Source organism: Bacillus salacetis, assembly GCF_003581585.1.
GTDB classification, from domain to species: domain Bacteria; phylum Bacillota; class Bacilli; order Bacillales; family Bacillaceae_B; genus Rossellomorea; species Rossellomorea salacetis.
Map to the genome: position 1 here is coordinate 66,938 of NZ_QXIR01000018.1, position 12,256 is coordinate 79,193.

18 protein-coding genes are annotated in these 12,256 nt (G+C 43.0%); 10 read left to right on the forward strand and 8 right to left on the reverse strand.

Translation table 11 applies throughout. The annotated features are described in order from the left end of the window. Nucleotides 1-14: 14 nt before the first annotated feature. Nucleotides 15-1,382 (forward strand): 23S rRNA (uracil(1939)-C(5))-methyltransferase RlmD, encoded by a 1,368-nt coding sequence (gene rlmD, locus D3H55_RS13675; RefSeq protein WP_119547618.1) that lies wholly within the window; start codon nt 15-17, stop codon nt 1,380-1,382. A gap of 267 nt (nt 1,383-1,649) precedes the next feature. On the opposite strand, the gene D3H55_RS13680 is transcribed toward rlmD, so the two are convergent. From D3H55_RS13680 to D3H55_RS13690, 3 genes are all read right to left on the reverse strand, one after another. Further along, nucleotides 1,650-1,844, reverse strand: coding sequence for a YfhD family protein (locus D3H55_RS13680; protein ID WP_119547542.1), 195 nt, complete (start codon nt 1,842-1,844; stop codon nt 1,650-1,652). 127 nt (nt 1,845-1,971) lie between these two features. Further along, nucleotides 1,972-2,100 carry a YfhE family protein gene (locus tag D3H55_RS13685; protein WP_119547544.1) on the reverse strand — a complete coding sequence of 43 codons (129 nt, stop codon included), beginning with the start codon at nt 2,098-2,100 and terminating at the stop codon, nt 1,972-1,974. A 53-nt stretch (nt 2,101-2,153) separates the two neighbouring features. Next, complete coding sequence (locus D3H55_RS13690) at nt 2,154-3,062, reverse strand: TIGR01777 family oxidoreductase (RefSeq protein WP_119547546.1); 909 nt, start codon at nt 3,060-3,062, stop codon at nt 2,154-2,156. Between the two features lie 276 nt (nt 3,063-3,338). Between D3H55_RS13690 and recX the strand changes: the two genes are divergently transcribed. Continuing rightward, nucleotides 3,339-4,142, forward strand: coding sequence for a recombination regulator RecX (gene recX, locus D3H55_RS13695; RefSeq protein ID WP_119547548.1), 804 nt, complete (start codon nt 3,339-3,341; stop codon nt 4,140-4,142). Between the two features lie 150 nt (nt 4,143-4,292). On the opposite strand, the gene D3H55_RS13700 is transcribed toward recX, so the two are convergent. Then, the gene (locus D3H55_RS13700; RefSeq protein WP_119547550.1) at nt 4,293-4,967 is read right to left on the reverse strand and encodes an SDR family NAD(P)-dependent oxidoreductase; all 675 of its coding nucleotides are present in this window, start codon (nt 4,965-4,967) and stop codon (nt 4,293-4,295) included. 289 nt (nt 4,968-5,256) lie between these two features. On the opposite strand from D3H55_RS13700, the gene D3H55_RS13705 reads away from it, so the two are divergent. Further along, nucleotides 5,257-5,580, forward strand: a complete 324-nt coding sequence (locus D3H55_RS13705) for a YfhH family protein (RefSeq protein WP_119547552.1) — start codon at nt 5,257-5,259, stop codon at nt 5,578-5,580. 49 nt (nt 5,581-5,629) lie between these two features. Here the strand turns inward: D3H55_RS13705 and D3H55_RS13710 are convergent, their stop codons facing one another. After that, nucleotides 5,630-5,791 (reverse strand): YpzG family protein, encoded by a 162-nt coding sequence (locus D3H55_RS13710; RefSeq protein WP_119547620.1) that lies wholly within the window; start codon nt 5,789-5,791, stop codon nt 5,630-5,632. Between the two features lie 44 nt (nt 5,792-5,835). Beyond that, nucleotides 5,836-6,000 (reverse strand): small, acid-soluble spore protein K, encoded by a 165-nt coding sequence (locus D3H55_RS13715; RefSeq protein ID WP_044022547.1) that lies wholly within the window; start codon nt 5,998-6,000, stop codon nt 5,836-5,838. Between the two features lie 137 nt (nt 6,001-6,137). On the opposite strand from D3H55_RS13715, the gene D3H55_RS13720 reads away from it, so the two are divergent. Further along, nucleotides 6,138-6,407: a YfhJ family protein gene (locus D3H55_RS13720; protein ID WP_168413088.1), complete on the forward strand. Its 270-nt coding sequence runs from the start codon at nt 6,138-6,140 to the stop codon at nt 6,405-6,407. Nucleotides 6,408-6,453: 46 nt separating this feature from the next. Here the strand turns inward: D3H55_RS13720 and D3H55_RS13725 are convergent, their stop codons facing one another. Next, nucleotides 6,454-7,437: a metal-dependent hydrolase gene (locus tag D3H55_RS13725; protein ID WP_119547556.1), complete on the reverse strand. Its 984-nt coding sequence runs from the start codon at nt 7,435-7,437 to the stop codon at nt 6,454-6,456. A 113-nt stretch (nt 7,438-7,550) separates the two neighbouring features. Here D3H55_RS13725 and D3H55_RS13730 point away from each other — a divergent pair, with 113 nt between their 5' ends. Both D3H55_RS13730 and mutY read left to right on the forward strand, forming a co-directional pair. Further along, nucleotides 7,551-7,856: a hypothetical protein gene (locus D3H55_RS13730; protein WP_119547558.1), complete on the forward strand. Its 306-nt coding sequence runs from the start codon at nt 7,551-7,553 to the stop codon at nt 7,854-7,856. Nucleotides 7,857-7,929: 73 nt separating this feature from the next. Further along, on the forward strand, nt 7,930-9,036 hold the full coding sequence (gene mutY, locus D3H55_RS13735; protein ID WP_119547560.1) for an A/G-specific adenine glycosylase: 1,107 nt from the start codon (nt 7,930-7,932) through the stop codon (nt 9,034-9,036). Nucleotides 9,037-9,057: 21 nt separating this feature from the next. On the opposite strand, the gene yfhS is transcribed toward mutY, so the two are convergent. Then, nucleotides 9,058-9,282, reverse strand: coding sequence for a mother cell protein YfhS (yfhS, locus tag D3H55_RS13740; protein ID WP_119547563.1), 225 nt, complete (start codon nt 9,280-9,282; stop codon nt 9,058-9,060). Nucleotides 9,283-9,388: 106 nt separating this feature from the next. Between yfhS and fabL the strand changes: the two genes are divergently transcribed. From fabL to ntdP, 4 genes are all read left to right on the forward strand, one after another. Continuing rightward, nucleotides 9,389-10,138 (forward strand): enoyl-[acyl-carrier-protein] reductase FabL, encoded by a 750-nt coding sequence (fabL, locus tag D3H55_RS13745; RefSeq protein WP_119547565.1) that lies wholly within the window; start codon nt 9,389-9,391, stop codon nt 10,136-10,138. Between the two features lie 111 nt (nt 10,139-10,249). Then, nucleotides 10,250-10,426: a gamma-type small acid-soluble spore protein gene (locus tag D3H55_RS13750; protein WP_119547567.1), complete on the forward strand. Its 177-nt coding sequence runs from the start codon at nt 10,250-10,252 to the stop codon at nt 10,424-10,426. Nucleotides 10,427-10,831: 405 nt separating this feature from the next. Continuing rightward, nucleotides 10,832-11,083, forward strand: a complete 252-nt coding sequence (locus D3H55_RS13755) for a YgaB family protein (RefSeq protein WP_119547569.1) — start codon at nt 10,832-10,834, stop codon at nt 11,081-11,083. A 553-nt stretch (nt 11,084-11,636) separates the two neighbouring features. Next, complete coding sequence (gene ntdP, locus D3H55_RS13760) at nt 11,637-12,167, forward strand: nucleoside tri-diphosphate phosphatase (protein ID WP_119547571.1); 531 nt, start codon at nt 11,637-11,639, stop codon at nt 12,165-12,167. Nucleotides 12,168-12,256 lie beyond the last annotated feature (89 nt).

Consider the following 12,256-nt stretch of genomic DNA (forward strand, 5'->3'; position numbering starts at 1 on the left):
ATAATGATAAAACAATGAAGATTAAAGAAAAGCAGCAATTCCCGCTGACCATTAAAAGGCTGGGGATCAACGGGGAAGGCGTCGGTTATTTTAAAAGGCAGGTTGTATTTGTCCCTGGGGCGCTGCCGGGAGAAGAGGTTGTCGTTGAAGCGGTCAAGGTCCATCCGAAATTTGCTGAAGGCCGTGTGAAAAAAGTAAGAAAAAGATCGGAACACAGGACGAAGCCGCCTTGCCCGGTCTATGAGCAATGCGGAGGCTGCCAGCTGCAGCATTTAAGCTATGAACAGCAGCTGGTCGAGAAAAGGGACATCCTCATCCAGGCACTTGAGCGCCATACAAAATTCAATCTGGAAAAGCTTGAAGTCAAACCAATGATCGGTATGGTCGAGCCGTGGTATTACCGTAATAAAAGCCAGTTCCAGCTCGGTTTCCGGGACGGAAAAATCATTTCCGGTTTATACAGCCTGAACTCCCATAAGCTTGTCGATATCCCTGAATGCATTGTTCAGCACCCCTCCACCAATAAAGTGACGAATGAAGTTAAGCAAATTTTGAGTGATTTCAACGTGCCGATTTACAATGAAAGAACCAAAAAAGGAATTGTCAAAACGATTGTGACAAGAGTGGGAGTGACAACAGGGGAGATTCAAGTCGTCCTGGTTACAGTCGGGAAAGAGCTGCCGCGCAAGGATATGATCGTTTCAGAAATTCAAAAACGCCTTCCGGAAGTTAAGTCGGCCGCTCAAAATATTAATCCAAAAGCGACTTCACTCATTTTCGGAAATGAAACCATTCATCTTTATGGCACAGAATCGATAGTAGAGCGGCTTGATAAGTTCTCCTATGAGCTTTCTGCCCGGGCGTTTTTCCAACTGAATCCTACCCAGACGGTCAAGCTTTATAATGAAGTGAGAGAGGCAGCTGCTTTGACTGGACATGAAAAACTTGTTGATGCCTATTGTGGTGTCGGTACAATCGGAATGTGGCTTTCAGATGGAACAAGGGAAATCCGCGGTATGGATGTCGTGAGAGAGGGAATTGAAAACGCACGAAAGAACAGCAGGAAATTCGGGATGCCAAACGCCGTTTATGAGGTGGGCACTGCCGAAGAATGGCTGCCGAAATGGAAAGGCGAAGGATGGAAACCGGATGTTGTTGTTGTGGATCCGCCGCGTACGGGGTGTGAGCAAAGCTTCTTAAACACAATCCTGAAAGTGAAACCAAAGAAATTCATTTACGTTTCCTGTAACCCTTCCACACTTGCAAAGGATCTGAAAACATTAAGCAAATCCTATGAAGTGGAATATATCCAGCCGGTTGATATGTTCCCGCAAACGGCGCATGTGGAAAGTGTGGCAAAGCTTGTATTGAAGAACAAATAGTTGTAAGAGAAGGGCTGCTGAATTGGCAGCCCTTTTACTTATCACCGCATTAACGCAGCCGGGGACTGTCCCCGGCTGCGTTAATGCGGTGAAGTGTTTATAAACAGGGTTATTCACAGTGAAAATGCTAATATTACTAATTTTCAGATAGTTATTCACATAATCCACAATATGTTGTGGATTATTATCAACAACTAATTAACATAATTTGGAGGAAAATGTGGATAAGATGGCCCTATATACCCAGGACCATCTTATCGTGTTTAGTTATCGTTTATTACGGTTGGCAGCGGCTTGACGCTGGTTAGCTGCATTGGCGCGTCCTTGTGCTTCCATATCCTCTTGATCGGCAAGTTCTCTGGAGAATTCTTCATCGATACCATCAGACTTCAAGTTTTTTGGAACCTGTGGAAGTTTGTTTTTATTTTTATCACGTGTTTTATGTCCATGTGATCTGCCCATAACAACCGTCCCCTTTCAGATAAAGAGATAAAGGAGCGGAAACTTTGTTTCCGCTCCTTTAGTATTAGCTCTGTATATGTTTTTAAAAGAGGTATTTTTTGATACAGAAACTGATGTATAAAGTGGATTATCTTTTTTTCTGTGTATAGCCGCCTGCTCTGTCAGCACGTTTGAATTCACGGGAATACGTCACTTCCTGCATGGAAGATAGTGCTGATTTTGTTCTTTCTTGACGTTTTTTCTCCAAAGGGATCATCCTTTCTCAAATGAGTATAATCCCATTTTTTCCTATAACGGGAGAAATCATACTTATCCCCGGTAAATCTCAGTAAGTGCTTCTTTCAATTCAGGATATTTGAAGGAATATCCATTTTCCGATAACACAGAAGGTACCACCTTCTGCCCTTCCAGTATCAATGTGCTCATATCCCCAAGAGCTGCTTTGATGGCGAAGGCAGGTGCCGGCATCCAGTGAGGGCGGTTCAATACATCTGCCAGCGTTTTCCCCAGTTCCTTCATCGTGACTGGGGATGGGGCTGTTACATTGACAGGTCCATCTATTTGCTTGTTTTCGATGACAAAGCGGATTGCTTTTGCTACATCATGGAGGTGCACCCAGGACATCCACTGTCTGCCGGACCCTACGGTGCCCCCCACGAAAAGTTTATAAGGAAGGGCCATTTTTGGGAGTGCGCCCTCATCTTTCCCCAGGATGATCCCAAAACGGGTATAAGCTGTCCGAACACCAAAATCTTTTGCTTTGCCTGCCTCGGACTCCCACCTTTTCACGGTTTCAGCGAGAAAATCTTTACTTGAATCCAGCGAATTTTCAGTATGTGTGATTGTTTCTGAGGCTTCATAAATTCCGATAGCGCTGGCATTGATGAAAACAGAAGGTTTCTTTTCTACGTTTTTTAGAATCCTGATCATTTCCTGGGTTGCATCAATACGGCTCTTCAGAATTCTCTGCTTTCTATCATCCGTCCAGCGGCCGCTGTTGATCGATTCTCCGGCAAGGTTGATAAAGATGTCGCTGCCTTCCACCTCTCTTTCAGGAAGGGCTCCATCGGATAGCCACTTGACATAAGAAACGTTCTGTCTGCTTTCATGTTTGTCGGGGTTTCTTGTTAAGATGGATACTTCATACCCATTGCCAAGGAGTTCTTCAGTCAATGCACTCCCTACAAATCCTGTTCCGCCTGATATGACTGCTTTCATCCTGATACCTCCTTTTCTATACTACAGTGAAAAAATGAAATTTGAATTGCAATTGTCCAGCTCCGGCACCTTAGCGGCCGGCTGGTTTTCGGTTCTCTCCTTCAGATGCGTCATCACCGGCCTTTGAGTTATTCATGTTTTCCCTATTTTATAAGAGCCTGCCTGCTGATCCCTTGTGCTGCTGTACAGGGAGCTTACATCCTTTTCTATATATTTTACCCCTCTTGATAATAAAAAACATTTTCGATGTGTTACATTAATGAGGAGGTGTTAAACATGGGAATCATCACAAAGATAACCAAACAAGTGAAGAATGAAGAAAGATATAATATCTTTATTGACGGCGAATACTCCTTCAGCATCGATGAAGAGATCCTGGCCAGGTTTCAGCTTGGCAAGGGCAAAGAAATCGACGAAATGGCAATTGCGGAAATAGGCTATGAAGACGATGTCCGAAGAGCTTTCAACCTTGCCATTCATTATCTGTCCTACCGAATGAGGACAGAAAAGGAAGTGTCCGATTACCTGAAGAAAAAAGAACTTGGTGATGCTGTGGCAGGGGAGGCAATCCATAAACTGAAGGAGTACAACTACTTGAATGATCATGAGTTTGCCAAAGCATATGTGAATACGCAGATCAATACATCTGATAAAGGGCCTGGAGCTGTTGAAAGGGAGCTGATTGAAAAAGGGGTGGACAAGCAGTTGATTGAATCTGCACTTACGCCATTCACTCAGGAAATTCAATTGGAAAAGGCGATGGGTTTAACCAATAAACTGTTTAAGAAGTATAAAAAGGATTCACTCATTGTGGCAAAGCAGAAAGTTGAACAGAATCTTGCGCGGAAGGGATATCCCTTTTCTGTCATTAATCTGGCATGGCAAGAGACTGACAATGAAAAATCAGAAGATGAAAAGCTCGAAGCGGTCCTTCTTCATGCAAGAAAGGCGCATAACCGGTTAAAGTCAAAATATACTGGTTATGATTATCAAATGAAGATGAAGCAGAACTTATTCCGCAAAGGTTTTTCTATGGAAGAAATTGAAGAAGCCATAGACAGGCTGAAAACGGAAGAATAGCTGTCACCATCTCTATTCGTTGACCTAGCAGATTTCGATTAGTCATCATCGAATCGCTGCGCTCTTCGTGATTCCTATATCTCATGCGAGAGCCCTGAAATCCGATGTTAAAGCGCTAAGAGGGACTGTCCCTTTTAGCGCTTTAATGTACTATTTTGACTCGATAATAATCTCGGCTGATATTTTGCTTTCTTCATATATTATCTCAGCCACTTCGCGCGGGGAACGCAGCCTGCTGGGATCTTGTACATGTTCTGATTCGTCCCAGAAGGGTGTATTCATGCCGCCCATGTATGCATTGATGATCTGGATGCCGGTTTCCTCAAACTCCTTCTGCAGGCTTTCTGCGAATCCTCTCAAGGCGAATTTGCTGGCAGCATAATAGGATTCATGTTTCTTTCCGCGGAGTCCCGCTGTGGAGATGATATTGAGGATCGAGCCGGAATCCTTCTCCACCATGGCTGGCAGTAAAGCCTTCGTTAAATACACAGTTCCTGAAAAATTGACTGAAAGCATTTTATCCATCTCTTCAAAGGGCATGTCCAAAAACGGACCAAAGATTCCTACTCCTGCATTATTTATGAGAAGCTGAACATCATGCTTATCGTTTATCTCCTTACTAATTTTCTGTACGTCTTCCGGGCAAGCGATGTCCAAAGTAATGCAGGAAGCTGTACTGCCATCCACTGCAATCTCCTCTTTTACTGACTGAAGTTTCTCTTTTGTCCTGCCAAGGAGAAGGATATGATATCCTTCATTGCTGTACACTTTTGCAAGCTCCCTGCCAAGGCCGGAGCCCCCTCCTGAAATTACAGCTGTTTTCATATGTAATCCTCCTCTATCGCAGCTTTTGCTGCTATGTTGTTTTCATGATTTCCGAATAACCACTCCTGTGGTTTCTCTTCGCCTAAATTGCTGCTTTAAAAAATTCCTGTAACAGGAATTTCGCATTAACGGCAAAGTTTGCAAAAATAGCCTGGGAAAAATCCCATCCATTTAAGAATGCCTTCATCAAGTAAGTGCTTTTCTTATTTTTTCCTCTGTGAGCCGGAATAAACCAAACTTTATTTATCCTATCATTTTTTCTATAATAAGGGTGAATGGAGTGAGCAGTGTGGAGAAAGAAACAAGATATAGTGAATTAAATGAATATGAATTGAAACAAGAGATTGCCCAATTGAGGGAGAAGGCCAGAAAGGCAGAACAGCTTGGTATGGTAAATGAGTTTGCTGTTTTAGAAAGAAAAGCCATAATGGCACAAGCCTATCTTTTGAATCCTAAAGAGTTCAAGCCGGGTGAAATTTATGGGATTGAAGGCGATCCCGGTGTATACTTCAAAATCGATTACTTGAATGGCGTCTTTGCCTGGGGTTACCGTCTTGGCGGAACGGGCAAGGAGGAAGCGCTGCCGATTTCGATGCTGAATCAGAAGAAATGACAAAAATGGAAACAAGGAGAACGAGGTCACCTTGTTTCCATTTCTTATATTACGATCTTTTCCGGGTCTGTCGTTCCAGTATGATCAAGTCCTGAGTCTGAATGGTATGCCCGTTAGCCTGTGAGTGTGCATGTTTGGCATTATAGAATGCCTGGTTGAAAGGACTCACATAGTTTTTATCAAAATGATTAGAGTTGTTCTTTTTTCCCATACCCAAAACAACCGCCTCCTTAATAAATGGCTTAGCTCGAGAACTTAAACAGAATCACTTTCACGCTGGTTCGATGCGGCCATGCGTTCCTGTGGGTGAGTGTTGATGGTTCCATCAGCCCTTTTGGAAGCATACTCAGGCTTTGCCCGCGGTTCACCTTCAAATTTGTTATTATTCTGGTTAGGGAATCCTCTTTCTTTATTGCGCATCGTATTCCTCCCTGGAAAAAATGATGGTCACCCCGCAATCAGCAAACCTGCTGTTGGATCTGCTGACTGCGTACCTATAGTATGGAGTTTAATCTTAACTGTTATCATTTAAAATATTGGGAATGGAGGGTTATCAGATGGATACATTTCATGAAGATTTAACAAAAGAACTTTTGGAAAAGAATGGAAATCTTTCGTATGCAAGGGCAAGAACATGGGTTGAGCTGCTATGGGAGGATTTTGAAACAACATATGCAAAAGCCAGGGGTGAATATCTTGGAAAAGAAATGACCGGCCGCCTGGTGAAACAATGGATAGATAGTTATGGAGGAAGGCTCCATGAGTTTGCGGCAAGGAATCAGAAATACAGTCATATGCTTGAAGATGAAAATGACCTCAGTCATTGAAAAAGGTGCCGGCTATTCGGCACCTTTTTATTAAAATCATTATTCTTTAATCGGGAATGATCTCAAGTTTCTTCCTCAGCTTTTCTTCACTGTAAATCCAGCCGGTATAAGAACTTTCTATTTCTAAATCATTGTCAAGCTTAACGACCGCGACAAAGGGGTAATGCCCGTTGCTGCGGTATCTTAAATCAATGAACCTTACTTCATACCCATCCTCTTCGAATTCTTCTATTTCCCATCTATATACAGGTGAAAATGATAAGAAGGCAGACAGGTTTTTGTCTTTCTTGGCCGCATTGATGACAGGGTTATCCGGTACGGGAATCCTTTTATATTTTTCAAAGAAAGTAATGGAACTTCCGTAAGCCCGTGCAACATAAAAGAATTCCTTTGTTACGATTGCCAGCCTCCATTGGTAGAAGCGCAAAGTGGAAGAGACAATGATTTTTTCTGCATCGGGAATCTTTTTCCTTACCGCAGATTTAACAGCATTTTGCACGAAAAACCGCAGGAAGTAATACAAAGTGATGATCAAATACATGAATAGGAAGGTTGGACCGGGTTCAAAGCCGAATCCCCAGAGAATCAGCCCGATAATATGAATGCCGAAAATAATCGGATCGAAGGTGTTAATGACCCCCAAAGCGACCCATTTCGACGAGAAAGGCCTTATTGCCTGAGTGCCATAGGCGTTGAAAATGTCGACAAATACATGGAGGAAAACGGCGAGAAATGTCCAAATCCATAAGTGCAGCAGGTTAGCCTCTGGATAGAATGGATAAAGGACGGCCAATATGAGAAGCGGCCATATCAAAACCGCGGGTATGGAGTGAGTGATTCCGCGGTGATTACGGATATAGACAGCATTGTTTCTTAATTTCAGTACAGTGTCGATATCGGGTATCTGTGAACCGATAATAGCACCTATCAAAACGCTTTGTGAGGTCGCGGCGCTTTCAGCCACCACTGGATCAAGTGTAGCCAGGCCGCCGATGGCGAACCCCATAACGATATGAGTCCCAGTATCCAAGGTTAATCCTCCTTTATAGGGTGTTAGGCAAAAGTGTTGGAAGAGTTGATTCCAATCATATAGGTCTTGTTTTCACAGCCGTAAGTGATATTGTATAAAAGGAGATAATTTCAATGAACCATTCATTTCAAATGTATATTCAGTACGAAATCAAAGAACCTTTCATTGAGCAGTATCAACAGCTGATGAAGGACATCCTTCAAAGCCTGAAGTCTTATGAGGCGATGGATGTCCAATGGATGTCCCCTCCGGGCAGCACCACTGTCTTTTTGGAGGTCATCACCCTGCCGACGGAATCTCATTACCATGCGCTTAAGAAACTGAGAAAGTCCCGGAAGCATCTCGTATTTGGTACGCTGGATGCCTGCATTTCAGGGGGGCTTGATAAAATGGATTGTTTTGGATTAAAGCAGTGCTGATAACATAAAGGCAGACTTCATTAATAGTATATTCCCTCAATAAGTGAAGGTTTAACATCATGGAGGTACAAAAGTGGAAAGTAATTCTTTAGCACATATAGGAAAAATTGACATAGAAGCCTTCAGGAAGGATCTGCTTGATTGGTTCACTGCTGAACAGAGGCAGCTCCCCTGGAGGGAAGATAGTGATCCATATAAGGTCTGGGTATCGGAAATCATGCTTCAGCAGACAAGAGTGGATACAGTCATCCCGTATTTCCTTCATTTTATCAATAAATTTCCCACAATTGAAGCGCTTGCCTCAGCAGATGAGGAAGAAGTCTTGAAAGCGTGGGAGGGGCTGGGATATTATTCGCGTGCCCGCAATCTGCAATCGGCAGTCAAGGAGGTCCGGGACACATATGGCGGCATAGTCCCGTCAGAACCCGTTGATATAGCAAAGCTTAAGGGGGTAGGTCCCTATACTGCAGGGGCAATTTTGAGTATTGCCTACGGAAGACCAGAACCTGCTGTGGATGGAAATGTTATGAGGGTACTGTCAAGGATCCTGCTGATTTGGGATGATATAGCCAAGCCTTCTTCCAGAAAAATATTTGAAGCGGCGGTCCGGGAACTTATCTCGCATGATAATCCTTCCTATTTCAACCAGGCGTTGATGGAACTGGGAGCATTGATATGTACTCCCACCTCGCCGAAATGCCTGCTGTGCCCGGTAAGGGAGCACTGTGCGGCATTCCATCAAGGGGAACAGGACACCCTTCCGGTTAAGACAAAGAAAAAGAGTGTTAAAAGGCTGCAAATGGGAGCTGTGGTCCTAAAGACTGATAATGGAAATTATTTAATTCATAAACGGCCGTCAAAAGGACTTCTCGCGAATCTTTGGGAATTTCCCAATGTTGAACTTGATTCATTCGGTTCCCACAGAAAGCAGCTGGAAGAGTTTCTGCGTTTGGAATATAATGTAGAGGCAAAAATCGATAACGGATTATTGACGAAGATAGAGCATGTATTTTCCCACCTCGTCTGGAATATTGATGTGTTCACCGGCAGTGTTAAGGACATCAGCATGATTTCAGAAGAATTGAGGGCTGTTGAAGAGGAAGAGCTTGTTCAATTTGCATTTCCTGTGTCCCACCAGAAAATATGGAAAAGCTACAAAGAAAGCTGCCTGAAGGATTGATTCCAAGGCAGCTTCGTTTAATCAATCATAAGTAACCTTCGTGCCGTGTGAAGCATCCGCTTCGCTTCGTTTCAACCCGCCTCGATTTTCGATTTCTTCTATGATTTCCCGGTGGATTGTCTGCCCCTCGGAATTCAAGTAAGGAACCATCTGCTGCAGGGAATGATGGAAAAAAGCAAGTTCGCTTTTGTTCCACTCTGTTTTAGGCATCATGGAGAGTTCGGTCATGTCTCTTCCAACGTACATAATTAATCTTCCTCCTTAACATGATTGCTTTTAGTTTCTCTGTAAACGTTGTTGAATATGCTTTTAAAAGCTAAAATGAAAATGATTAGGAAAGGGGCAATTTGAAATGACAAATAAGGTAGCATTAGTGACAGGAAGCAGCAGGGGTGTCGGAAAAGCTTTGGCTTTAAGGCTGGCTCAGGCAGGCTATGACATTGTTGTAAACTATGCAAGGAGTAAAAAGGCTGCACTTGAAACTGCTGAAGAGATTGAAAAGCTGGGAAGGAAGGCGTTGATTGTAAGGGCGAACGTCGGGGATGTAGAAAAAATCAAAGGAATGTTCCATACAATCAAAGAAGAATTCGGAAGGCTGGATGTTTTCATCAACAATGCTGCATCAGGTGTGCTGAGGCCTGCGATGGAGCTGGAGGAATCCCACTGGGATTGGACGATGAACATCAACAGTAAAGCGCTTCTTTTCTGTGCACAGGAAGCCGCAAAATTGATGGACAAGGAGTCAGGTGGAAAGATCGTCAGCATCAGTTCTTTGGGTTCCATCCGTTATTTGGATAACTACACTACTGTCGGTGTCTCCAAAGCGGCAGTGGAGGCGCTGACTAGGTATCTGGCAGTGGAACTTTCAAAAGAAAATATCGTAGTCAATGCTGTTTCAGGAGGAGCCATTGACACAGATGCATTGACTCATTTCCCTAACAGGGAGGAGCTGCTGGAGGACGCTCGTACCAAAACGCCTGCAGGCAGGATGGTGGAAATCGAGGATCTGGTGAATGCGGCTATGTTCCTTGTTTCAGAAGACGCTTCAATGATTCGCGGACAGACCATCATCGTAGATGGCGGCCGCTCTTTATTAGTATAAAATATAGAGAATAAGAAGGATGAAAATTCTTCAGACCAAAAATTTTTTATAATTTTTTTGGAATAGTAATTCTCCACGTTGGTTAAATTAACATTCGTGGAGGTGATTACAATGGCAAAACGAACTCAATCTGGTACTAACGCACAAGAAGTTAAACAACAAAACGCTCAATCTCAAAACGGCCAAGCTGGTCAATATGGAGCTGAATTTGCTTCTGAGACAAACGCTCAAGAAGTAAGAAAACAAAACGCTCAATCTCAAGCTCAAAAAGGTCAAAACCAACGCTAATTTTGATCTTTAATGAAAAGGCACCCTGCTGGTAACAGGGTGCCTTTTTCTATTCTTGAGTTTGGAGGAAAAAACGTTTAAAGCGGTTCTATGGCCAGACAAGATTACACTGGAATCGACAAGGCATACAGCACCGGTTTTGAATATGAGTACATAGGGGAATCTCCACAAGAAGGTTTATGAAAATTCACCGACAAACAAACCCTTCAAGCGACATAACTAGTCAAAGGGAAATTACATACTTGCAGGGAACTTATTAGAAAGACTGTTTCGTAAGAACTGTTGCTTTCTGGGAAACCCCTAATACTGGATTGCCCCTTGAAAAGAGAGCAGCCCTTTTTCGTTCTTTCAAATCAGAGTATCAATATATTAACAGCCATTAAAAAGGAAAGCTGGTGTTTTGGTATGTCTCAATTTAACAAGCTTATTACCGATCAGTTAGTAACGATGGATAAACTTCTTTTTCTTCAAGCTGAAATAGAGCGCTGCCAGGAGATTGAGAAGGAACTGACTGAACTGCAGCAGCAGTCGAAGCTCGAATCAATCACCAGGGAAATCACCATAATGAAAGAAGAGTTGAAGGAGATCCAGAAAGTCTTTCAGGAACAGACCACTGAGGTCATACAGATGTATTCTGAAGAGAAAGTGCTGGTTTAGGGAAAATTAATTGAACTCACAATTCAATGAGAGAATCAACAAATATTTACAAGGGGACGGAATCAATTATGATTTCGTTCCCTGCTTTTCAGTCTGGACAGGTGTTTTGATCATAAGTATGATTTATACGGCCGCCTGCTTGGGCGGCACCATCAGGAGTAATCCTCCCCTCCCTTCCGGCGGTAAGCCATCATGCCAGGGCGGCCATTTTAAGATTCTATAGTCAGTGATGGACCGGCCCTTAATGAACAGGGACGGTTAAGCCGTTTTGATGCAGTTCTTCACCACAACGCTCCTGCTCTTGGTGATACCCATCTTTTCATACGGACCCTGATTAACCACTGCCGGGCATTTGCCTCGCTTTTTTCATACACCGCCCACGCAGGGAATGCCGTGCGCCAACAGCAGAAAACACCTTGCATTTTATCTTCAATAAAAGAGCCATTGCCAAAAACAATGGCTCTTTTGTTTTAAAATTTTTCTCAAAACGTTATAATAATAGAATAGACCTAACAGATTAGCGGAATATTCTGCAGGAAGGCAGGGGAGACTGATGGCGGTTCCCAGCGAAGGGCAACCAATACAAATACATAGTTATAAGCATGATGGCAACATCCATCGTGTTTGGAATGAATTGACAGTTTTAAAAGGAACCAGAAATCTTGTGATCGGGGGAAACGACCGTACGATGGTGACGGAATCTGATGGAAGGACATGGATTACCCGTGAGCCGGCCATCTGTTATTTTCATGCGGAACTTTGGTTTAATATCATTTGCATGATTCGTGAAGATGGGATTTATTATTATTGCAATTTAAGTTCACCTTTTGTTTATGACCATGAAGCACTTAAGTATATAGATTATGACCTCGATATCAAAGTGTTTCCGGATATGACCTATACTCTTCTTGATGAGGACGAATACGAACAGCATAGAAAACAAATGGGGTATCCGGATGTCATTGATCATATATTAAAGAGAAATGTAGACAAGCTTGTTCGCTGGATCAGGCAGCGGAAAGGGCCTTTTGCTCCAGATTTTATTGATGTATGGTATGAAAGATATCTTTATCACAGGAAGTAAACAGGAGTATATGTTCCGAGTAAATGTGAATGCTTCAGTAAACCTGTTGTAATCAACAGGTTTTTTATTGTTTTCACAGGGAAAAATAC